Source organism: Flavobacterium sp. I3-2, assembly GCF_013389595.1.
In the GTDB taxonomy this organism is placed as follows: domain Bacteria; phylum Bacteroidota; class Bacteroidia; order Flavobacteriales; family Flavobacteriaceae; genus Flavobacterium.
Genome location: NZ_CP058306.1, coordinates 1660599 through 1682900, shown reverse-complemented (window position 1 = coordinate 1682900; position 22302 = coordinate 1660599). Strand labels below are relative to the sequence as shown.

Here is a 22302-nt window from a genome sequence, read left to right as displayed (position 1 = left end):
TTAATAAATTTTACTTTTAAATATTTGTTAATTTGTAATATTTAAGCTTTTAGTCCCTCCAAACCCAATTACACGATCAGATCGATCAATAATTCCTCTGTAATAAACAATTACTTGATAATCATTTTCAGTTTGATAAAAATTACCATCTATCGAATCTTTATAATCTATTTTTTGAGTTTTAGAATCCACTAAGCTAAATAAGTAACTGGTAAATCCTTGTTTCAATAAAATCGCTTTTTTATACGCTTTTTCATTGGTATCATATTCTAATTTATTACTATCTGTTAACAAATAATTATCTACCATTCCAACAACATAAACATCTTTTCCTACATATTCTTCTGTTGGTAAATTGAAATAAACCCAAGAATAATCTGCTTCTGTTGCAGCATCATTTCGAAATTTATTCTTCGGTAAAAAAGTCCCGTTAACATCCTCGTAGTATGAATATTGTTTCAATCCTCGTGGAGGAAGTGGATATAAATAAGTATTGTAAATATCAGTTGAAGTTATCTTAGCAATATTATTATTCACTTGATTTATATTGCTATTATCAAAATATAAATATTCATTTCCTGCAAAAAACTGTGTTTCTGTATCGTAATTATAAATGAATTGATTTCCTAAAGTATATTGCGGAGGAACATTTGTTATTGCATTATCAAAGCGTCCATTCTGCATAATTGCTATTTTGAAATTTTCCTTTGGATTATTATACGTTTCAGCATTGTAATCAATTGTAATTCCTACATTTTGCTTTGAATCTATAGTTGCATTATTTCTAGTTCGTTTGATTGTTACACCAACACTAACTTCTTCTTGAAAAACGATTATTTTTTTTGAAAACATAACATCTCCATCATCATCTAAAACTTCAATTATATAATTTCCACTAATCAAAAAACGAGAATTACTATTCGGAAGTGTAAATTTATAATGTGTGTAATTTTGAAGTGTGTTAAATGAATTTTGGAAATTCAATATTTGCATATTATTGAATCCTCCTAAATATTCAGTAATCTGTAAATTTGAAGGCGTCCAATCTGCATTGCAATGTTTTATTTTGTAAAAATAATTTGAACTTTGAGCTAATAAATCATCAAATTCAATATTGAAATAATCTCCCAAACGAAACATTGGATAAACGGCTTCTGCACCAGTATTGACTGAAATTGATTTAATATAATATGGTGGAGCTACTTCGTTTATCTTCTGAGCAAACATTTGAAAGCTCAAAACCATAAAAAAGAGAACTATTTTTTTTCGAAACATATGATTTAATTTAGAATTCTAAAGATATTAATTTTCATCGAAATTAAAAATAAAAAAAATCCTGAGAAACAGGATTTTACTTATAACAAACGGGAATAATTTCGCCTGGAGCTAAACAATATTTTTCTACTTGTTGTGATGTAAGCGTTTGAGTATAATCTACTTCATCTACTTTGAAACCAATCGCTCTTAATTTATCGAAATAATCGCGTCCATAAACGCGTACGTGATCATATTGTCCAAAAATTCGAGCACGTTCTTCTTTATCAACAATTGTATCATCTTCAAAGGTAACTTCTCGATTTAAATCTTGAGGAATCTGAAAAACACCAACTCCTCCAGGTTTTAAAATCCGATACAATTCTTGCATAGCTTTTTTATCATCTGGAATGTGTTCCAAAACATGATTACAAAGTATAAAATCGAACGAATTATCCTCAAAAGGTAAATTACAAATATCAGCTTTAACATCTGCCAAAGGTGATTCTAAATCCGTTGTTGTATAATCAAGATTTTTTTGATTTCTGAAACGTTTGTAAAAAGCTTGTTCAGGAGCAAAATGCAAAACTTTCAAATCTTTGGTAAAAAAATCCGTTTCGTTCTGAAGATACAACCACAACAAACGATGTCTTTCTAATGAAAGTGTACTTGGTGACAGCACGTTATTTCGTTGATGTCCGTATCCGTATGGCAAAAAAGCGCGAAACGATTTTCCGTCAATCGGATCAGTAAATTTATCTCCTTTTAACCAAAGAGCTAAAACAGGTCGAACCATGTAACTCAACCGAATTAAAATTGGTCGAGGTATGCGGTTCAAAACTATCTTAAATATTTTTTTCATGCAGGACTAAAGAACTAATGGAACTTGTCTGAAAGCATCTTCTTCGTTGCTTACAATTCCTAATTCTTTATAAATGTAGTAAAACGTAGATAAGATCTCTGGTTTACCATCAACTAAAGCTACATCGTGTTCAAAGTGAGCAGATGGTTTTCCGTCGCGAGTTGCAATTGTCCAACCGTCTTTTAATTGCTTGATATTTTTAGTTCCCATATTCACCATCGGCTCAATAGCAACTACCATACCTTCGACAAATTTTTTACCACGACCTTTTTTACCATAGTTAGGCATTTCTGGAGCTTCGTGCATTTTTTTACCAATTCCGTGTCCAACTAATTCACGAACAACACCATAATCATGAGATTCAGCATACTTTTGAATTGCATGACCAACATCTTCTACTCTATTTCCTAATCTAAATTCGTTGATTCCAACATATAAAGATTCTTTTGTAACTTGAAGTAATTTTTTTGTTTCCGGAGCTACATCACCCACTTCAAAAGTATAACAATGATCTCCGTAATATTCGTGTACAATTGCACCTAAATCACAAGAAACAACATCGCCATCTTCTAAAGGACGGTCTGTTGGTAATCCATGAACAATTTGCTCATTTACGCTTGTCAACAAAGTTGCTGGACAACCATAAAGTCCTAAAAATCCTGGAACTCCACCGTTATCTCTAATATATTGTTCTGCTAATTTATCTAATTGTAAAGTTGTAACACCAGGTTTAATTTCCCTAGCTAACATTCCTAATGTTTTAGAAACCAATAAAGCTGCTTCACGCATCAATTCAATTTCTTCGCGTGTTTTAATTATAATCATGATTTTGATTTTTCAGATTACAAAAGTACGCATTTTTAAAACGATGAAAAAAAAATAGTTCTAAAACATAAATTAAATTATAAATCAAAAAAAACATTTTGCGTAAAAACAATTTCTATTAAAAATTTAAATAAAGGCCGAAATCATACCACCCATCATTAATGCAAAAATTATAGTAACCACAAAATAAATCGCATAAAGAATGATACCTAATAAAATCAAATATATTACTAACAATCCCTTATTTATATCTTGTCTGATAAGACTCGAACTAATAAACAACGACAATGCTATGGACAAACCAATAAAAAAACCTCCAATAATTCCACCTACTCCGCCAAACAAAAACATCAGAATTCCAAAAATAGCAAAAGGTAAAAAAGACAACACTTTTTCCAATCCATCAAGTTCACGCTCTAATAGGATTTTTCCGTTCTGAGTCTGTACCGTAACAGGCACAAAACCATTTCCTTTAATTGATAATATTTCAAAACTACCAGAATTGTTTTTAACGGTATAAGTTATTCCTTTAAACCCCGAACTTGTTTTTGATAACAAAACACCGTTCTGATATAATTTAACTCCACTGAAATAAAACGGACTTGAATGAACTGAAAAATCTCCATCAATTCCGTCCAATTTAAAATTCATTTTCCTTGTAAAATTCATACTTTCTTATTTTTTAAAATTTTCTTAATAAATCTCATGATGTAAACCATTTTATTTTCAACATCGAACAACTGCAATTTAAAAAATTAACACAAATAACAAAATTTAAATATATTAACATTTTTACACGCAAGAATTAAACAAATATATTAAAATAAACAAAAACACACTTAAATCTTGATGTCAAAAAATCAAACATACTTTTAGAATACATTAAAAATATATATTGAAAATAAATTTAAAATACATAGCACTTCCTAAAAAATATTGGCTTTTAAGATGTACTTTTGTAGAACAACACAAAATTTAATTAAGCATTACATGAAAATAACTACTCCTGAAGAAGCTGTTAAACATATAAAATCTAACGACCGAATTTATATTCATGCGGCAGCTGCAACCCCTACAATTCTTACTAATGCATTAACCGACAGAGCCAATGAACTAAAAAATGTCGAATTGTGTCACATTCACACTGAAGGCGAAGCTAGATATGCGGATATAAAGTTCAAAGAAAGTTTTCATGTAAATTCGTTCTTTATCGGAGCAAACGTACGTCATACAATTGCTGCAGGAAATGGCTCGTACACACCAGTTTTCCTAAGTGAAGTTCCGTTATTATTTTCAAAAGGCATTTTAAAATTAGATGCCGTTTTCATACAGGTTTCTCCTCCCGATTCGCACGGCTATTGCTCTTTAGGCGTTTCAGTAGAAGCAACAAAATCAGCAGTAAAAAATGCAAAATTAGTAATTGCTCAAATCAACAGATTTATGCCTCGAACTTTTGGAGATGCAAATATTCATGTCTCTGAAATTGATTTTGCTGTGGAGCATCACACACCATTACACGAAACAATCGCAGATGAAATAAACGAAATAGAAAACAAAATTGGTGATTACGTTGCCGGTTTAATTGAAGACAATAGTTGTTTACAGATGGGAATCGGTTCTATTCCAAACGCTGTGCTTACTAAACTAAAAAATCATAAAAATTTAGGAATTCACACCGAAATGTTTTCTGATGGTGTAATAGATTTGGTTCATGCGGGTGTTATCACAGGAAAACACAAAGGTTTACTTAAAGATAGAATTTTAGCAACTTTTTTAAATGGTACACAACGTTTGTATGACTTTGTAAATGACAATCCCTTCTTAGTAATGAAAGAATCGTCTTATGTAAACGACACAGCCAATATCCGTAAAAATGACCGAATGATTGCAATAAATTCTGCCATTGAAGTTGATTTAACAGGGCAAGTTTGCGCAGATTCTTTTGGCTCAAAAATGTATTCTGGAGTTGGCGGTCAAATGGATTTTATTCGAGGCGCATCTTTAAGTAAAAAAGGAAAAGCTATTATTGCATTACCTTCGGTTACAGCAAAAGGAGTTAATAAAATTGTACCAATGTTAAATCAAGGTGCTGGAGTTGTAACAACTCGCGCGCATGTTCAGTACATAGTTACCGAATATGGAATTGCGAATTTATATGGTAAAACATTAAAAGAACGCGCAAAAGCCATGATTGAAATTGCTCATCCGAATTTTAGAGAACAAATAGAAAAAGAATATTATATTTTAACTAGATAAAAAAAAGCACTTCAAATTGAAGTGCTTTTTTTATACCAACGAATGACGTGTCATTACTTTAGGCTTATCGATTCCCATTAAATGTAAAATAGTTGGAGCAATATCTCCCAAAACACCATCTGGTTTTACTTCTTTAATTTCTTTATCAACGACTATAAACGGAACTGGATTTGTTGTGTGAGCAGTATTTGGTGATCCGTCAGGATTATACATGGTTTCGCAATTTCCGTGGTCAGCTAAGATTAAAACAGTATATTCTTTTTCAATTGCCTTTTCAACAATTTCTTTCACACATTTATCAACCGTTTCACAAGCAATAATTGCAGCCTCCATACTTCCTGTATGACCAACCATATCGCCATTAGCAAAATTCAAACAAACAAAGTCTACTTCCGCTTTATCCAGTTCTGGCAAAAGTGCATTTTTTAAATCATAAGCACTCATTTCTGGTTGCAAATCATAAGTTGCTACTTTTGGAGATGGACACAAAATACGACTTTCGCCTTCAAATGGTTCTTCTCTTCCACCCGAGAAAAAGAAAGTTACATGCGGATATTTCTCAGTTTCGGCCATACGAATCTGCGTTTTACCAGCGTTTGAAATCACTTCACCTAAAGTTTCTGTAATATTATCTTTATCATACATTACATGAATATTCTGATATTGGTCATCATAATTAGTCATGGTAACATAATATAAATTCAATTTTTGCATTCCAAATTCAAGCAAATCTTGTTGCGACAAAACTTCAGTTAATTGACGACCACGATCTGTTCTAAAATTAAAGAAAATAACAACATCACCTTCTTCAATCGTCGCAACCGTTTTATTATTTTCATCAACCATTAAAATTGGTTCAATAAATTCATCGGTTACATTATTTAAATATGAGTCTGCTATTGAAAGTGTTGCATTCTGCGAAGGCATACCAATTCCTTTCACTAATAAATCGTACGCTTTTTTTACACGTTCCCAACGTTTATCACGATCCATTGCATAATAACGTCCAATTACACTTGCTAATTTTCCAGTTGAATGCTGCATATAATTTACTAAATCATCGATATGTTTAACACCTGATTTAGGATCTACATCACGACCATCTGTAAAAGCATGAACAAATACATTCTCGACATTTGCTTCTTTCGCTGCATCTAATAATCCAAACAAATGTTTAATATGAGAATGTACACCACCATCAGAAACCAATCCTAAAAAGTGAACTTTCTTGTTATTTGCTTTTGCATATTCAAATGCTTTGTTTAATTCTAAATTAGAAGCGATACTTTTGTTTTGTACTTCTAAATTAATTTTTGCCAAATCTTGATATACAATTCGTCCAGCACCAAGATTCATATGTCCAACTTCTGAATTTCCCATTTGACCTTCTGGAAGTCCAACTTTTAAACCATCGGTTCGCAATAATGTATTCGGATATTTTGGGTATAATGAATCTATAAAAGGTGTTTTTGCTTGATCTACTGCAGAGATTTTTGGATCAGGAGATTTTCCCCATCCATCTAAAATCATAAGTATAACTTTTTTGTTCATAATTATTGTGTTATTTCGTTCAAATTTACTGATAGTTTAAAACTTTTTCATAGTTTTTTATAAAAAAACATCTTAATTAATTTTGTTAAATATGATTTAAAAAAGTTTTTTTTTTAAATTTCTAAAAAAATAAATACCTATATTTACTTTTTACAAACAACAAACACACAATAAATTAGCGTGAAAAAAATAAAATTATTACCTATTTTCTTGATTGGAGCACTTATGTTAACTCCATTAAACATGAAATCATCGAATGATTATTTAGACGGAAATGGCGGCGGAAAGAAAAAGGCAGTAACAAAAAAAGCAACACTTAAGAAAGAAACGCCTAACAAATCAAGTAAAGAAATTGCAGCTGTAACAAAAAAAGAATTCAAAATTGAGAATGTGAATAAATTTATTTTATCTAAATACTTTGATTTAGAAGAAAAAAGTTTTGAAAAACCACAATTACAAAGTTTTGAATCAGCTTTTAAAGGTTATTTTAAATTAAAATCTGAAGGAAAAATAGATAAAGAAATTTTAACGATTATTGATTTCACACAATCTTCTACTGAAAAAAGAATGTGGGTTATTGACATGAAAAAAAATGAAATTATTTTTCAAACGGTTGTTTCACACGGAAGAAATAGCGGAAAAGAATTTGCAAACGATTTTTCAAATGCTTCCGAAAGTTATAAAAGCAGTTTAGGTTTTTACAAAACTGCCGAAACTTATATGGGTGCCAATGGATTATCTTTACGCCTAGACGGTTTAGAACCAGGAATAAATGACAACGCAAGAAGTCGTGCAATTGTAATTCATGGTGCAGATTATGCAGATGAAAATCTTGGCATAAGACAAGGTTATCTAGGAAGAAGCTTGGGATGTCCAGCTCTGCCTATGAAAAATCACAAAGAAATTATTGAATATATAAAAGAAGAAAGTTGCCTGTTTATCTATCACGACGGTAGTAATGATTATCTAAACAAATCAAAATTACTTAATTAATTTTTTATATAAATTATCATCAAGTGAGTAAATGTCATTTCTAAATTGGATACCTTGGTCATCTTTCCAGGCTGTCCAATATAGCTGATGTACATTTACTTTCTTTTTTAATGGAATTATTTTAGTCTTTTCTCTGACAACCAAAGTATCAATTTGTTCACGATTATAAGTACTACCTTCAATTTCTAATATACGCATCGCTAATTCAAATGGGTCTTTAACCCGAACACAACCTGAACTCAAATCTCTTTTCTTTTGAGCAAATGCCGAACGGTTATTTGTATCGTGAAGATAAACGCTATGCGCATTTGGAAAGTCAAATTTTATCAAACCTAAAGCATTACCACTTCCGGGTTTCTGAACATATCTATAACTTTTATATTCTGACGGATTCCAATTTCCTGGTTCAACAACTTTACCTTTTTTGTCATAGATAGTCATTCTATGATTTGCAAAATAAGACCTACTTGCAGAAGCTTTGGGTACCAAATCGTTTTTTAAAATCGTTGGCGGAACTGTCCAAGTTGGATTTATTACTAGATTACTAAAAACAGATGATAAAACAGGAGTACGTCTTTCGTTTTTGCCAATAATTACATCATGTGTTTCTACTAAATTTCCATTTTCATACAAAAACAATTTACATTCAGGTAAATTAACTAAAACATAATTTTCTCCTAAATCATTATAAAACCATCGCGCGCGTTCTAAATTAACTCGTAATTGCTCTAAACGCTTCTCTTTCGAAACATTTAATGCATTTAAAGTTTCTTCCGTGATATTTCCTGATGGATAAATCCCGTGTCTTTTTTGAAATTTTTTCAAACCGTCTTTAAATTCTTCATTCAAATCAGTATTTAAATCTGAAAAAACAGCATCAGAATAGTAATCTAATTTTTTCTTGATTTTTACAACATCCGAATTATGAAGACCAACCAATGTATCTTTTGGCAAATTTTCATAGTATGCAATAGCTTCTTTTATCCCATTATAATAATTATTATTTGGAATATTATCTGTAAAAGTTTGTTCAACTTTATTTTCATTTAAAGCTGTTAGTAGCAGTTGATTAAAATCGAGTTGTTTTTGTGGAGCTACCCAGTCAGAATAATATTTATTTGGATTAACTTTTCCGTGAACAGCTTGCTTTAACATTGTAAAAAAAGCATCTGTGTAAGCCAAATCTAAATCAATCTTTTCATATTTATTTAACGAATCAAATCGCATATTTCCGAAAAGCAAATAAGAAATATCAACTTTTTCAATAGCAACACCTTCTTTTTTTAGTTTTAAAATCTGATTCAAAAAATCGGTTCTGTTTTTTTGGCTTATCCAAACGGTAAAATAATTATTTTCTTTATAAAAGTTCTTAACAAACAAACTCTTTGTAAATAATTTATCTTTATTTATTAAAATAGATTCGGGTAATCGATATTGCTTAATTTCATCTTTATCACCCAGTAAAGATTCATTCCAATTACAGCTATTTAATATAAAAGCAATACTTAATATTAAACATATTTTCTTCATTCTTTTTCAATTCTTTTTTCTTTAACAAAAATAGTCTTTTTAAAACAATTAAAAAACATAACATCAAAACGTTGAAAATAATTTTCAAAATATGTTAATCTTAACACACAAACCTTTATCATTTACATTATTTTATATCAAAACACCAAATTAAATAACATTGCAATATCAAAGCTATCTTTTAATTTAAAAGTTTATTATTTCGAAAAAAATTATTCAAATTGATTTATTTTCAATTCATTCAATCTAGAATTCAACGAATTAAAAAAAGTAATGTATTCGAAAATTAGTACTTTTAATTAAATTAAAACTTGATTCTTCTTTTTAATTCCAATAAAAACTACCTAACTTTATCCCTTTAACAACACAACAAAAATGAAGAAAATAGTTTTATTAGGTTCAGGTGAACTAGGTAAAGAATTTGTTATTGCAGCCCAACGTCTTGGTCAGTATGTTATTGCAGTTGATAGTTATGAGAATGCTCCGGCTATGCAAGTAGCACAAGAATTTGAAGTAATAAATATGCTGGATGGCGATGCGTTAGATAAGGTAATCGCGAAACATAATCCTGATTTTATTGTTCCAGAAATCGAAGCCATCAGAACCGAGCGTTTTTATGACTACGAAAAACAAGGAATTCACGTAGTACCGTCAGCAAAAGCTGCAAATTTTACCATGAATCGAAAAGCAATTCGCGATTTAGCAGCTAAAGATTTAGGTCTTAAAACTGCTAATTACAGATACGCAACAACAGCCGAAGAATTAGAAAAAGCAGTTGCCGAAGTCGGAACGCCTTGTGTGGTAAAACCTTTAATGTCTTCGTCTGGAAAAGGGCAATCGACTATTAAAACAGATGCAGATATTCAAAAAGCTTGGAAATATGCCGTTGAAGGCTCTCGAGGCGATGTTATCGAAGTAATCGTAGAGGCTTTTGTGAATTTTAATTCAGAAATCACGTTGCTTACCGTAACGCAAAATAACGCATCAACTTTATTTTGTCCGCCAATTGGTCACCGTCAAGAACGTGGCGATTATCAAGAAAGTTGGCAACCTGCTCACATTTCAACAGCACAATTAAAAGAAGCTCAAGAAATGGCTGCAAAAGTAACCGAAGCTTTGGGTGGAGCTGGTTTATTTGGTGTTGAATTTTTCTTAGCTGATGACGGAGTTTATTTCTCTGAATTATCTCCTCGTCCGCACGATACCGGAATGGTAACTTTAGCAAATACCCAAAATTTCAATGAATTTGAATTGCATTTACGTGCTATTTTAAGTTTACCAATTGAAGAAATAACTTTAGAAAGAAACGGTGCAAGTGCCGTTATTTTGGCATCAGAAAATAGTGAAAATCCAACTTTTACAGGAATTGAAGCTGTTGCTGGAAAATCTAAAACAGATTTACGTTTATTCGGTAAACCAACTTCAAGACCTTATCGTAGAATGGGCGTTGTTTTAACTTATGACGCTATCGAAACTCCAATTGAAGAAATTGTTGAAAGAGCTAAAGAAACAGCAAAACGTATTCAAGTTAATGCTTAAATAAAATCAAAATATGGAAGATATTCTTTTACAAAATATAGCAAAACATGTTTCGTTAACTGATGACGAAAAGCAAATCGTATTAAATCAATTTGAATCTGCAACTTACAAAACGAAAACCGTTTTGTTAGAACCTGGAGCAATTGGTGATTGGGCTTATTTTGTAAAAAAAGGAATCGTCCGAAATTTTACAGTTGACAATAATGCAACTGAACATGTGATTTCTTTTGCAAGTCCGGGATGGTGGGTTGCAGATATGTATAGTTTTTTGGCTGGCAAACCAAGTCATTCGTACATTGAAGTGGTTGATGATGCCGAAGTTTATATCATCTCCAAAGAAAAACAAGAGCAACTTTATGAGTTGGTTCCTAAAATGGAACGTTTCTTTAGAATCTTAATTGAGAATTCTTTAATTGCTAATCAACAACGATTGGTTGATAAATTGTCGTTAACTGCCGAAGAGCGATATGAGAATTTTACTAAAAAATATCCCGATGTAAAAAATTGTCTTCCGCAAAAACACATCGCTTCATATATAGGAGTAACACCCGAATTCTTTAGTAAAATGAAAAGCAAACTACTTAAGAAAAAATAATACAAAACGTCTAATTATAAAATAGTTAGGCGTTTTTTTTGTTTTTATTTCTTAACTTAGATTAAGCAGTTTTATTTATAAACAAACTAACTTTGATATAAATAAATTTAAGATATGAAAAATTACATTCTACATAAAGCAAATACACGTGGTGAGGCAAATCACGGTTGGTTACATTCGTTTCATACGTTTAGTTTCGCAGGTTACAGAAACGATGAACGCAATAACTTTGGAAACCTTCGTGTTTTAAATGATGATACGGTCGCAGCCGGAATGGGTTTTGGTGCACATCCGCACGATAATATGGAAATTATTTCAATTCCACTTTCTGGAGATTTAGCTCATAAAGACAGTATTGGTTCGCAAGAAATCATCAAGCAAGGCGATATTCAAGTGATGAGCGCAGGAACTGGAATTACACATAGCGAATACAATGCTAACTCGGACAAAGAAGTGAAGTTTTTACAAATTTGGTTATTCCCAAATAAATTTGATGTAACGCCAAGATACGACCAAATGACTTTTCCTGATGTTAGAAATGAGTTGGTTCAGATTATTTCGCCAAATCAAGACGATGCTGGACTTTGGATTCATCAAGACGCTTGGTTTCATTTAGGTAAAGTCGATGCAGGTTTTGAAACAACTTATGAATTAAAAAATCCTGAAAATGGTTTATATATTTTCATCATCGAAGGCGACGTTACAATAGATGACAAAGAATTAAACAAACGTGATGCAGTCGGAATTACAAATGCTGAATCAGTATCAATCAAAGCAAATTCAACTGCTGAAATTTTATTGATGGAAGTACCAATGAAAATTAATTATTAATATAAAATAAAAATATTATGAGCACAACAAAATGGAACATTGACCCAACACACACTGTAATTGGTTTTAAAGTTAAACACATGATGTTTACAAATGTAAAAGGTCAGTTTGATGATTATCATACCGATATTCATTTTTCAAGCGATGATTTTACAAATGCAAAATTAGATTTTACTGCAAAAATCAATTCGGTAAACACAAACAATAAAGACAGAGATGCACATTTAATTAGTCCGGATTTCTTTGATGAAGCTCAATATCCTGAATTAAAATTTACATCAAAATCGATCACAGGCTCTGGTCATAATTTTAAAGTTACTGGCGATTTAAAAATGCACGGCGTTTCTAATCCAGTTATTTTAGACGTAGAATTTAGTGGAGAAATGAAAGACCCTTGGGGAAACACAAAAACAGCTTTAAATATTACAGGTAAAATTAGCCGAAAAGATTGGGGTTTAACCTATAATTCTGCTTTAGAAACAGGAGGCGTTTTAATTAGTGACGAAGTAAAACTTGATATTGAAATACAATTAGTAAAAGCATAATTTTAATCTAGTTTAATTACCTAAAAGCCTATTCAGAATTTGAATAGGTTTTTATTTTTATATATTTGTCTTTTACTACTAAATAAATTTATAATGAATAAAAAGACTTTTTTAATTTTAACTACTGTTATTGGGATGAGTGTTGCTTCATGTAAAAAAGAAAATACAGTGGCTACTTCAGGTCACGATAATCCGTTAATTGCGAATTGGGAAACTCCATATCAAACACCACCATTCGAATTAATTAAGAACGAACATTTTGAGCCTGCAATCCTTGAAGGTATTAAAGAACAACAAAAAGAAATCGATGCAATTGTTAATAGCAAAGAACCTGCAACTTTTGAAAATACGATTGTAGCTTTAGATAATTCAGGTGAGTTATTAGGACGTGTTGCTTCTGTTTTTTATAATTTAAGCAGTACAGATACAAATGATACGCTTCAGAAAATCGCTCAAGATTTAGCTCCGAAAATGTCAGAACATTCAGATAATATCAATTTGAATGAGAAGCTTTTTGAGCGTATTAAAAAAGTTTATAACGATTATAGTATCGGTGGAAACGAAAAACCTGTACTTACATCAGAACAAAAAATGTTGTTAGATAATACTTACAAACGTTTTGTTCGTAGTGGAGCAAATTTATCGGCTGCTGATAAAGATAAATTAAGAAAATTAAACAGTGAACTTTCATTACTTAATTTAAAATATGGCGATAATCTTTTAGCAGAAACCAATGCTTACGAATTGGTTATCGACAAAAAAGAAGATTTAGCTGGTTTACCAAACGAAATTATCGAAGCTGCTGCTGTTGAAGCAAAAGCAAAAGGTAAAGAAGGAAAATGGGTTTTTACGTTAAGTAATTCAAGTGTGATGCCGTTTTTACAATATTCGAGTAATCGTGGATTAAGACAACAAATTTGGAATGCTTACCAAAAACGTGGAAACAATGACAATGCTAACGACAACAAAGAGATTACTACAAAAATTGCTAATCTTAGAATGGAAAAAGCGCAACTTTTAGGTTATAAAAACCATGCAGCTTATGTGTTAGAAGAGAGTATGGCTAAAAATCCAGAAAATGTAAATGCATTATTAAATAAATTATGGTTGCCTGCATTAGAAAAAGCAAAGGTTGAAGCTTCTGATATTGCAGCAATGATGCGCAAAGAAGGAATTAATGAAGATGTGACTCCGGCAGATTGGCGTTATTATTCTGAAAAAATTCGTAAAGAACGTTTTGATTTAGACGAACAAGAAATGAAACCTTATTTCAGTATCGACCAAGTCCGAGATGGAGTTTTTAAAGTTACTGAAAATTTATACGGACTAAAGTTTAAAGAAGTTACTAATCTTCCAAAATATCACAACGAAGTAACCACTTGGGAAGTTACAGAAAAAGACGGAACTTTAATTGGTATTTTATATATGGATATGTTCCCTAGAGTTTCTAAACGCGGTGGCGCTTGGATGACCTCGTTCCGTGACCAAGAAATGCTTGATGGAAAACGTCGAATTCCGGTAATTTCAATTGTATGTAATTTCACTAAACCAACTGCAGATGCACCAGCTTTATTAACGTTTGATGAAGTTACGACTTATTTCCATGAATTTGGTCACGCGTTACATGGATTACTGTCTAACGTAAATTACAAAAGCTTAGCTGGAACAAATGTTTCAAGAGATTTTGTGGAGTTACCATCTCAGATTATGGAAAACTGGGCTGCTGAACCAGAAGTTTTAAAAATGTTTGCGAAACATTATAAAACAGGTGAAGTAATTCCGGATGCGATAATTGAAAAGATGAAAAAAGCTGGAACTTTTAACCAAGGTTTTGCGACTACAGAATATTTAGCAGCTTCGTTGTTAGACATGCAATATCACACGATTGAGAAGCCAATTACAACAGATATTAATACGTTTGAATTAACAGGAATGAAAAATGTTGGATTATTCGACGCGATTATTCCACGATACAGAAGTACGTATTTTAGCCATATTTTCTCAGGAGGATATTCGGCTGGATATTACAGCTACATTTGGAGTGAAGTTTTAGATTCGGATGCGTTTGATGCATTTAAATCAACTACGTTATTTAATCCAGAAAAAGCAAAACTTTTCAGAGTGAATATTTTAGAAAAAGGAGGAACTGAAGATCCTGCTGTTTTATACAGAAACTTCAGAGGTGCAGAACCTAAAATAGAACCGCTTTTAAACAAACGTGGTTTAAACTAAAAACTCAAATCCCAATCAGAAATTGATTGGGATTTTTTATCTTTATAAGAAAAATGAAAATATATTTCATTGCAATCCTTTTTGTATTTACATTAAGTTGTTCTAAAAAAGAAAAAAATATCATTCTTCAAACAGAAACTAGCAAACACAATTTAAATGAATATTTATTAACTATTTATGATGATTCAACTTATTCAGAATCTCGATTAGTTGAAACAAAAAATGAAATTAAAAACGAACTTCATTTTGGTAAGTTAAGAATAAAAGAAGATACTTTATTTTTTGAAGACAAAATCGGATTCTTAAAAAATAATCATGTAGAAATCATTATAGATTCGCTACAAATGAAAGCAAATGCTTCAACCGAATCCCATAAAAAAGAACTTTTAAAAGATTATAAGTACAACGATAGAAACACCATCAAAAATGGGAAAACGTTATATAGATTGCGAATAAAACAAAACAAATTAGAAATCTCTAATTTCTTTGATATAAATCGATTTAATCATTATCATCAATTTTACAGTCATTATAGTGATTATTATGATTTTAGTGAATTCAAAGATTATAAAAGGATTAATCTTTCAAATTCTGAAATGATTGTATTAGACGAATCATTAAAAAAACTATTTCTCAAAGAAGATAGTCTAAAAAGATTTAAATTCGAAGAGCATTTTATACAATTTATTCCAATAAAAACATCTAAGAATGAAATCTTCATAATTGGCTTAATTTCTTGTAATGAAGAAGAAATAAAAACAACCTATATAAGCTCAATGAACGATGGTGGTGATTGTTTTATTTTCTTTAACCTAAATTTAAATACAAGAAAAATAGAATATCGATTTACATAAAAAAAGCACCTCTTTCGAAGTGCTCATCTACTAAATATTTTTAAGGTTAATTACCTCTTGTTCTGTTAAGAAACGCCATTGTCCGCGAGTAACTCCCCATTTGGTTAATCCAGCAAACATTACACGGTCTTGTTTTAAAACGTTGTAACCTAAACTTTCAAAAACCGCACGTACAATTTTTACGTTCGATGTTTTCAACTTGATACCCACTTCGCTTTTCGGTTCGTTTTCAACATAGTTAACATCTTCAACCCAAACTTTGTGTTCTTTGATATAAACTCCTTTTTGAATTTTTTCTAAATCTTCATATTTCAAGTTTTTATCTAAACTCACTTGATATAATTTAGAAGAACGCTGCGCATCGTTAGTAAACTTCTGAATCATTTCGTTATCATTGGTAAACAACAACAATCCGACTGTATTTTTATCCATACGACCAACGGGCTTCAATAAATATTTAGATGCATTACGAACCAAATCGTAAGCACTAGAAACATTATCATCTTCAGATGTAGAAAATCCTTTTGGCTTGTTTAATAAAACATAAACTTTCTTTTCAGGGTTTAAAGTAACTCCGTCAAAAACCACTTTATCGTTTGGTTTAACTTTATAACCCATTTCGGTTACCACTTCGCCGTTAACTGTTACGTTACCTGATTGGATATACAAATCAGCATCACGACGCGAACAAACTCCCGAATTTGCAATGTATTTGTTTAAACGAATATCGTCAGAAACTTTTTTAAGAACCGCTTTTTTAGGTTGTTCTGGAGTTTCTTGATTTCCTTTTACAAAAGGTTTACGGTCTGATTTATATGGAGAACTTCCGCTAAAAACATTTTTTGAAGCGAAAGGTTTCTTATCTGATTTTTTTTTCTTTGAAGATGTTTTTCTTGGTGGTCCTGATGGCTTTTTTCTATCGTTCCCTCCTCTATTATTATTTCCTCTTCCTGTACTCATTATAAATAATTTTTGCAAAGATAGATATTTAAATTTCATTATACTAAAACAAAAAATCAGTTTAAAACAGAATTTTATATATTTTTTGATTAATTTCAATTTAAATTTGAATTGTTATGAAAAAAATATTGAACTTGATTTTACTTCAAGGCATCATTAGTTTAATTTCCGGAATTTTACTTTCTAAAATGTCATTAGTAGGTAAAATAGGCATTAGCGTAGTTTATACTGAATATTCACTTTTAAAAACTTGGTGGAAAGGCGCCTTAGTTGTTTTCTTAATTCAACTTATATTAATCGCCATTTTATACGTGAGCAAACGTTTTGCGCTTTACAAAAACTTTGTAATAATTAACTTAGTTTTAGTAATTTTAGGTTTACTTGGATTATTTTTTACATATATCGATTTTACAACTACTTCGCATAAATACATGAACAGTAAATTTCACTCAGGTGGATATTTAGTTTGGGCAGGATGGTTTATAAATTGTATTTATTTTTTTATTTTTAGTGTAAAACCAAAACCGATTGAAAATACAGATTTAAATCAAAGGTTCAATTAATTCTTTCCCATGAAGAATTACTTTTGGATTGATTAAAGCAATAGATAAAATTCCTAAAATCAATAATAATTTCAAGCTTACGTGCAACGCATTGTAAGCTTTTTTTGTTTTTGATTGCCACAATTGAACCAAGAAAATCATTAACATAATTAAACTGAAATAAAAATAATAAGCCATATATCCGATTTCGAAATATTGGATTAAAATCATTCCAGGAACTACGGTCAAAATAGTTAAGAAAGTAATGATTCGTTTGGCTGTTTTGATTCCAAAACGAACAGGAATAGTTTGATAATTATTTGCAAAATCACCTGGTAAATTTTCTAAATCTTTTACCATTTCACGAATCAAAATAATCAAATAAAGAAAAGCTGCATGAACAAAAATTCCAAAACTAAAATTCTTGAAGTACATCAATATTTCAAAAAAAGGCAAAACAACCAACAAGGATGCTGTTAAATTACCTATAATCGGAAACTTCTTTAGTTTATGCGAATAAAACCAAATCAAGAAAATATAAACCGAAATAAAAACAGCTGCGCGCCAAGAAACCACAAAAGCCAATCCTGCACTTAAAAAATTTAAAGCAAAATAGATTTTGAATTGCGTAGCTTTACTAACAAAGCGGTCGATGTTATATTTGTTCGGCCGATTGATTAAATCTTTTTCAGAATCGTAAAAATTATTAATGATGTATCCAGATGCAATTGCAAAAGACGAACTCAGAATTATCAAAAAAAGTTGAAAATTCAAAACTACGTCTAAGGCACGTAAATGCGAACCAAAGATAAAAATCGATGCTAAATATTGAGCTAAAACTACAACAGCAATATTATACCCTCGAACAACCGAAAATATACTGAATAATTTCTTTAAAATTATTTTCTGTTTTCGAGAAAGCATAATTTGTTTTTAGATTCCGATAATCGGATGGGTTTTAGAATTTGTAAACCAATTCTAATTTATAATCTTTTAAAGCTTCTTTCGCTTTTTCAAAGTCAGGAGCAAAACCTAAAATGTAACCTCCACCTCCAGAACCGCAAAGTTTCAAATAGTAGTCGTTAGATTCGATTCCTTGTTGCCAAACTCCGTGGAATTTCTCAGGAATCATAGGTTTAAAATGACTTAAAGCTATTTTAGAAAGTTCTTTTGTATTACTGTAAAGTGTTTTAAAATCACCTTTTAAGAAGTTTTCAACAGCTGCATCGGTATATTTAGTAAACTGAGATTTCATCATACTTCTGAAACCTTCGTTCTTTAAATTATCCATAAAGATATTTACCATCGGAGCCGTTTCCCCAACCATTTCAGAATCGATTAAGAAAACACCACCTTTTCCTTCTTCTTTTTGAGATGGAATCCCGGTAGGTTCAACGTTATCTTTTGAATTGATTAAAATTGGTAAACTTAAATAACTATTTAACGGGTCTAAACCTGAAGACGTTCCGTGAAAGAACGATTCCATTTTTCCGAAAATAGCTTTTAATTGAAGTAATTTTTCACGTGTTAAATTCTCTAACACAGTAACTTTATCATTCGCATATTGGTCGTAAATAGCAGCTACTAAAGCACCACTACTTCCAACACCATATCCTTGCGGAATACTAGAATCGAAATACATTCCGTTTTCAATATCACGCTCTAAAGTTTGCATATTGAAAGTTACTAATTCAGGATTTTCTGCTTGCATTTGTTTTAAATGAGCAGCAAAAGCACGCAAACTTGCGTTTGATTTTACAGATTCATCCGTTGGTTCGGCTGTAATTTTCAATGCACCATTGTAATAGTTATACGGAATCGAAAGCCCTTTGGAGTCTTTGATAATTCCGTATTCTCCAAATAGAAGAATTTTTGAGTAAAATAATGGTCCTTTCATAAATTAGTTTTTTCAATAAGTGTTGAAGCAAAGTTACGTAAAAAAAGTTTTTGTTTAACGTTCGTGTTTAAGTTTTTAAGTGTTTGGATATTCTGATAAAATCTAATTTCTAAAAACTAAAAACTAATTTCTCACAACTATTTATGTATTCCGTAAACACAATGTCTGCAACCGTTTTTACAACATCTTCCTTTTAAGAAATGATACATTTCAGTAAACACAAAAAATCCGTTTTCCATATAAAAGTGCAAACCTTCAACCATTTCTGATTGGCGTTTCGGAAATTTATTTTCCATAGAAAACTTCATCATCTCATCGAATTTCTTCAAACAATCGTTACATAAACAATCGTGGTCGGTTTTTTCGTACAAGAAAGCAACCGTTTCATCAAGTAATTCAACCTTTTGGCAGTCGCAATTTTGAATATCATCTGCTTTACACTCCAAAGGTTTATGACAATGTGTACAACTTTCTTTCATATTATTGAGTTAAATTTTCAACACCATTTCCAACAAAATCGTGAATATATTGGTTGTTTTGACAGAATTTAGAAAGTTCGTTTGCAATAAAATCTTGTACTTGATCTTTTACATTTTCTGGATATAAAACATGTACATTTGCACCAGCATCTAAAGTAAAACAAACGGGAACTTGTGTTTCATTTCTGAATTTCCAAATGGCATTGATAATTTCTAATGTATTTGGCTTCATCAAAATAAAATACGGCATCGAAGTCATCATCATTGCGTGTAACGTCAAAGCTTCACTTTCTACGATTTTAATAAACTCAGTTAAATCTCCAGAAGCAAAAATAGCTTTCAACTTAGCGATGTTTTCATGCGCTTGAACGAAACGTTGCTCTGCAAACGGATGACCAAACATCAATTCGTGCCCAACGGTACTTGAAACTTGCTTTTCCCCTTTATCAACCAACAAAATAGAATCTTGGTAGTTTTTAAAATTGGAATGCACCTCGTAATCAAATTCAATTCCGTAAGCATCAGAACTATTTGCAATACTTTCAGTTTTTCCCCAAACCACCATTTCTCCTTTAATACTACGACAAGCACTTCCTGAACCTAAACGAGCCAAGAATGATGCTTTTTGCAAGAAATAATTTTCATCTTTATCTGAAACCAATTCTTTTTCTAAAGCGATGATGTTTGCAGAAATAGCAGCCATTCCAGAAGCAGAAGATGCAATTCCGGAACTGTGCGGAAATGTATTTTGAGTATCTATAGTAAAATGATAATCTTCAATATATGGGCAATATGGTAAAATACGTTCGAAATATTTTTGAATTTTCGGACGAAAGGATTCCTTTGGTTGCCCTTCAAACAACAAATCAAAACTGATTCCTTTGGTTTCTTTCGATACAAAAGTTAACGAAGTAATGGTTTTGCAATTACTTAAGGTGAAACTCAATGAAGGATTTGCCGGAATTTGATTATCTTTTTTACCCCAGTATTTTACCAAAGCAATATTACTTGGTGCTGAGAATTTAAAATTTCCGCTACTTAATTTATGATTTGTTTGTGTAATGAATTCTTGAAAATTTGTCATTTAAATTTCTTTAAAAATTGCGTTAACTTCGAGCTAGCCCTGATTGAAGTGATATCCTTTAAAATTTATTTTAAAGATAAAACGGAAAGCAGGCAAAAACTCAAAAATAAGCAAAATGTTTAGCTTCTAAAAATATTATTTATTGGCAATGGCTTGAGCGGCAATGAAGCCCGAAGTCCAAGCGTTTTGGAAATTGAATCCGCCGGTGATGGCATCAATATTCATGATTTCGCCGGTGAAATATAAGTTTTTGAACAACTTACTTTGCATGGTTTTAAAGTCAATTTCTTTTAAATCGATTCCGCCAGCAGTTACAAACTCGTCTTTAAAGGTGCTTTTTCCGTTTACTTTAAATTCGGCATTGGTTAACTGATTGGTTAAATTTACCAATTGTTTTTTGGTTAAATCGGCCCATTTTGCATCGGCAGTAATTTCTGAAGCCAAAACCAATTGTTCCCACAAACGCGTCGTTAAATCGAAAGGCGATTTTTTAATCACGGTTTTCTTAGCGTGTTCTAATTTCAACTCATTAAGCTGAACCAAAACATCGTCAAAAACTTCTTCATGAAGAAAATTCACTTGCAAGGTAAACTGATAATTTTTGTCGAAAAGTTCGCGAGCACCCCAAGCTGAAAGTCGTAAAATAGCAGGTCCGCTTAATCCCCAATGTGTAATTAATAACGGTCCGTTTGATTTAAGTTTGGTTTCTTTTACTTTTAAAGTTACGTTTGGAACCGAAATTCCCATTAAATCTTTGATTCGTGTATCTTTTATATTAAAGGTAAATAACGACGGAACTGGCGAAACAATTTGGTGACCTTTTTCTGAAAGCAATTCCCAAATTTTAGGATTACTACCTGTCGCCATGACCAAATGTTCACAAGTAAGCGTTCCTTGAGTGGTTTCTAGAATCCAACTTTCATCGGTTTGCGAAATCGCTTGAACACTACAAGACGTATTTATTTTTATTTGATTTTCTTGAGCTAAATCTAAAAAACAATCGATGATGGTTTGCGAAGAATCGGTAATAGGAAACATACGTCCGTCTTCTTCAATTTTAAGTTCTACGCCATTGTTTTCGAACCATTCGATAACATCGCCAGAACAAAACGTATGAAAAGGACCACGAAGTTCACGTTCGCCACGCGGATAAAACTTAGTAAGTAAATTCGGCACAAAGCAAGCATGCGTAACATTACAACGTCCACCACCTGAAATTTTTACTTTACCTAAAACTTCTTTTCCACGCTCAAGAATTGCAATTCGTAAATCCGAATTATTTTCTGCAATATTAATTGCCGTAAAAAATCCAGAAGCTCCTCCTCCAACAACAATTACATCAAAATTATTTTTCATATTTATTCAGGTTTCCCCAATTTATTTTTAAACATTCTACATATTGTAGAATATTTATTTACTCATTTACAATATTAACTACATAATATCTAATCGCTATTGCACTTTTGAATTTAG

The 22302-nt window shown here is 31.2% G+C and carries 21 protein-coding genes; 9 read left to right on the top strand and 12 right to left on the bottom strand.

Translation table 11 applies throughout. From position 1 onward, the window contains the following. Positions 1-27: 27 nt before the first annotated feature. The 4 genes from HW119_RS07910 to HW119_RS07895 form a co-directional block, all read right to left on the bottom strand. Entirely contained in the window at positions 28-1275 is a 1248-nt protein-coding gene (locus HW119_RS07910) for a DUF5103 domain-containing protein (RefSeq protein WP_218620405.1), read from the bottom strand. Positions 1276-1351: 76 nt separating this feature from the next. Then, positions 1352-2116, bottom strand: coding sequence for a class I SAM-dependent methyltransferase (locus HW119_RS07905; protein WP_177762982.1), 765 nt, complete (start codon positions 2114-2116; stop codon positions 1352-1354). Positions 2117-2122: 6 nt separating this feature from the next. Continuing rightward, entirely contained in the window at positions 2123-2941 is an 819-nt protein-coding gene (map, locus tag HW119_RS07900) for a type I methionyl aminopeptidase (protein ID WP_177762979.1), read from the bottom strand. Between the two features lie 126 nt (positions 2942-3067). Further along, on the bottom strand, positions 3068-3610 hold the full coding sequence (locus HW119_RS07895) for a hypothetical protein (protein ID WP_177762976.1): 543 nt from the start codon (positions 3608-3610) through the stop codon (positions 3068-3070). A 321-nt stretch (positions 3611-3931) separates the two neighbouring features. Here HW119_RS07895 and HW119_RS07890 point away from each other — a divergent pair, with 321 nt between their 5' ends. Next, on the top strand, positions 3932-5197 hold the full coding sequence (locus tag HW119_RS07890) for an acetyl-CoA hydrolase/transferase family protein (RefSeq protein WP_177762973.1): 1266 nt from the start codon (positions 3932-3934) through the stop codon (positions 5195-5197). A gap of 30 nt (positions 5198-5227) precedes the next feature. Here HW119_RS07890 and gpmI read toward each other — a convergent pair whose 3' ends face one another. Continuing rightward, a complete protein-coding gene (gpmI, locus tag HW119_RS07885; RefSeq protein ID WP_177762970.1) occupies positions 5228-6748 on the bottom strand; it encodes a 2,3-bisphosphoglycerate-independent phosphoglycerate mutase in 1521 nt (506 codons plus the stop codon). A gap of 180 nt (positions 6749-6928) precedes the next feature. Between gpmI and HW119_RS07880 the strand changes: the two genes are divergently transcribed. Further along, positions 6929-7741: a murein L,D-transpeptidase catalytic domain family protein gene (locus HW119_RS07880; protein ID WP_255498070.1), complete on the top strand. Its 813-nt coding sequence runs from the start codon at positions 6929-6931 to the stop codon at positions 7739-7741. On the opposite strand, the gene HW119_RS07875 is transcribed toward HW119_RS07880, so the two are convergent. Further along, complete coding sequence (locus HW119_RS07875) at positions 7730-9271, bottom strand: murein L,D-transpeptidase (RefSeq protein ID WP_177762966.1); 1542 nt, start codon at positions 9269-9271, stop codon at positions 7730-7732. The genes HW119_RS07880 and HW119_RS07875 overlap by 12 nt on opposite strands. Positions 9272-9646: 375 nt before the next feature. Here HW119_RS07875 and purT point away from each other — a divergent pair, with 375 nt between their 5' ends. The 6 genes from purT (at position 9647) to HW119_RS07845 (ending at position 15867) form a co-directional block, all read left to right on the top strand. Next, the gene (gene purT, locus HW119_RS07870; RefSeq protein ID WP_177762963.1) at positions 9647-10810 is read left to right on the top strand and encodes a formate-dependent phosphoribosylglycinamide formyltransferase; all 1164 of its coding nucleotides are present in this window, start codon (positions 9647-9649) and stop codon (positions 10808-10810) included. A gap of 13 nt (positions 10811-10823) precedes the next feature. Next, on the top strand, positions 10824-11405 hold the full coding sequence (locus HW119_RS07865) for a Crp/Fnr family transcriptional regulator (RefSeq protein WP_177762960.1): 582 nt from the start codon (positions 10824-10826) through the stop codon (positions 11403-11405). Between the two features lie 114 nt (positions 11406-11519). After that, on the top strand, positions 11520-12236 hold the full coding sequence (locus HW119_RS07860) for a pirin family protein (protein ID WP_177762957.1): 717 nt from the start codon (positions 11520-11522) through the stop codon (positions 12234-12236). 17 nt (positions 12237-12253) lie between these two features. Further along, positions 12254-12781, top strand: coding sequence for a YceI family protein (locus tag HW119_RS07855; protein WP_177762954.1), 528 nt, complete (start codon positions 12254-12256; stop codon positions 12779-12781). 93 nt (positions 12782-12874) lie between these two features. After that, positions 12875-15013: a M3 family metallopeptidase gene (locus tag HW119_RS07850; protein WP_177762951.1), complete on the top strand. Its 2139-nt coding sequence runs from the start codon at positions 12875-12877 to the stop codon at positions 15011-15013. A gap of 53 nt (positions 15014-15066) precedes the next feature. Then, the gene (locus HW119_RS07845) at positions 15067-15867 is read left to right on the top strand and encodes a hypothetical protein (RefSeq protein WP_177762948.1); all 801 of its coding nucleotides are present in this window, start codon (positions 15067-15069) and stop codon (positions 15865-15867) included. 30 nt (positions 15868-15897) lie between these two features. On the opposite strand, the gene HW119_RS07840 is transcribed toward HW119_RS07845, so the two are convergent. Then, on the bottom strand, positions 15898-16827 hold the full coding sequence (locus HW119_RS07840) for a pseudouridine synthase (RefSeq protein WP_177762945.1): 930 nt from the start codon (positions 16825-16827) through the stop codon (positions 15898-15900). Between the two features lie 116 nt (positions 16828-16943). Here HW119_RS07840 and HW119_RS07835 point away from each other — a divergent pair, with 116 nt between their 5' ends. After that, the gene (locus HW119_RS07835) at positions 16944-17390 is read left to right on the top strand and encodes a hypothetical protein (protein ID WP_177762942.1); all 447 of its coding nucleotides are present in this window, start codon (positions 16944-16946) and stop codon (positions 17388-17390) included. Here the strand turns inward: HW119_RS07835 and HW119_RS07830 are convergent. The 5 genes from HW119_RS07830 to HW119_RS07810 form a co-directional block, all read right to left on the bottom strand. Next, positions 17370-18293, bottom strand: a complete 924-nt coding sequence (locus HW119_RS07830; protein WP_177762939.1) for a geranylgeranylglycerol-phosphate geranylgeranyltransferase — start codon at positions 18291-18293, stop codon at positions 17370-17372. The two genes, HW119_RS07835 and HW119_RS07830, sit on opposite strands and share 21 nt — an antisense overlap. Positions 18294-18327: 34 nt before the next feature. Continuing rightward, on the bottom strand, positions 18328-19266 hold the full coding sequence (locus HW119_RS07825) for a mevalonate kinase (RefSeq protein WP_177762936.1): 939 nt from the start codon (positions 19264-19266) through the stop codon (positions 18328-18330). Between the two features lie 137 nt (positions 19267-19403). Then, entirely contained in the window at positions 19404-19745 is a 342-nt protein-coding gene (locus HW119_RS07820) for a cysteine-rich CWC family protein (protein WP_177762933.1), read from the bottom strand. A gap of 1 nt (position 19746) precedes the next feature. After that, on the bottom strand, positions 19747-20829 hold the full coding sequence (locus HW119_RS07815; protein ID WP_177762930.1) for a diphosphomevalonate/mevalonate 3,5-bisphosphate decarboxylase family protein: 1083 nt from the start codon (positions 20827-20829) through the stop codon (positions 19747-19749). A 135-nt stretch (positions 20830-20964) separates the two neighbouring features. Further along, positions 20965-22185 (bottom strand): NAD(P)/FAD-dependent oxidoreductase, encoded by a 1221-nt coding sequence (locus HW119_RS07810; protein ID WP_177762927.1) that lies wholly within the window; start codon positions 22183-22185, stop codon positions 20965-20967. Between the last annotated feature and the right edge of the window lie 117 nt (positions 22186-22302).